At 76.6% G+C, this 1,137-nt stretch carries 2 pseudogenes; both read right to left on the minus strand.

Going from position 1 to position 1,137, the window contains the following annotated elements:
* Positions 1 to 819 (minus strand): annotated as a pseudogene (locus tag ABZ641_RS38800) (ABC transporter permease); the annotation flags it as partial.
* Positions 816 to 1,137: pseudogene (locus ABZ641_RS38805) on the minus strand (hypothetical protein); the annotation flags it as partial. The pseudogenes ABZ641_RS38805 and ABZ641_RS38800, both read right to left, overlap by 4 nt.

Below are 1,137 nucleotides of genomic sequence, written 5' to 3' on the forward strand. Positions count from 1 at the left end.
CCGGCCGTGGTTGAACTCCCGTACCCGGTCCCAGTCGAGGGTGGCTCCGGCGGGCAGCTCGACCAGCCAGGCGGCCTTGCGGGCGGCGGCCTCCTGCGCCCCGTTGCCCAGCGGTGCGAGCCCGGCGGCGGCCTGGGCGGCGTCCAGCGCCCCGTACAGTGTGTCCGGCCGGGCGACGAGTTCGACCTTCCGCAGGTCGCCGGGGTCCTCCACGGTGCCGGTCAGGGTGAGCGGCACGGACTCGAGACCCTGGAGGGTGACCGGGTCGCCGAGGTGCAGTCCGCTCTCGGCAAGGAACTCCCGGGTCGCGGCGGCCTCCTGCGGGGCGGCGGGCGCGCGGCCCGCCACCAGGTTCAGCCGGCCCTGCCAGAGCGGGCCGGTCAGGTCGGCCTCGAAGGTTCCGGTCGGCATCAGGCCCTCCGGGGTGTGCACCCCGGTCACCGGTCCGGTACGGGCCGGCACCAGGGTGCTGCCGGACGGCAGCAACGTGGCCAGCAGCGCGGCGGGTTCGCCGTCCGGCGTGGGCACCTGCCCGGCGCCGGCCGGTTGCGGCAGGGTGCGGACCCCGTCGTCGGGGAAGACCGCCTGCTCGACGGCCCGGCCGGGCGCGTACGCCCCGATCAGGGCGTCCGCCCGGCCCATCAGCCGGTCGGAGCGTTCGGCGGCGGTCAACTGCCCGCTGCGGTGGACCACGTCGGCGCCGGCGACACCGAGCACCGGCAGCGCCACCATGGCCAGTACCAGGGCGCTGCGGCCCTTGGCCCGCCACGCGTCCCGGCGGGCGATCCGCAGCGCGGCCCGCCACGATCCGGCGCTCATCGGACGGCCTCGATCCGCGGCTGCACCGATTCGTCGGTGATCTGGCCGTCGCGCAGGAAGACCACCCGGTCCGCCCAGGCGGCGTGTGCCGGGTCGTGGGTGACCATCACCGCCGCCGCCCCGGCGTCGCAGCGTCCGCGCAGGACCTCCAGGACGGCGTCGCCGGTCGCGGAGTCCAGCGCGCCGGTCGGCTCGTCCGCCAGGACCAGTCGGCGTTCGCCGATCAGGGCGCACCTTCGCCGCCGGTGTCCCGTGGCTGCGCTCTGGTGTGCAGGAAGGCGCGGTAGCCGGCGGCAGCAGGAGATTCTGCGCCTGTCG

The sequence above is a fragment of the Kitasatospora sp. NPDC007106 genome (assembly GCF_040634455.1).
GTDB classification, from domain to species: Bacteria; Actinomycetota; Actinomycetes; order Streptomycetales; family Streptomycetaceae; genus Kitasatospora; species Kitasatospora arboriphila.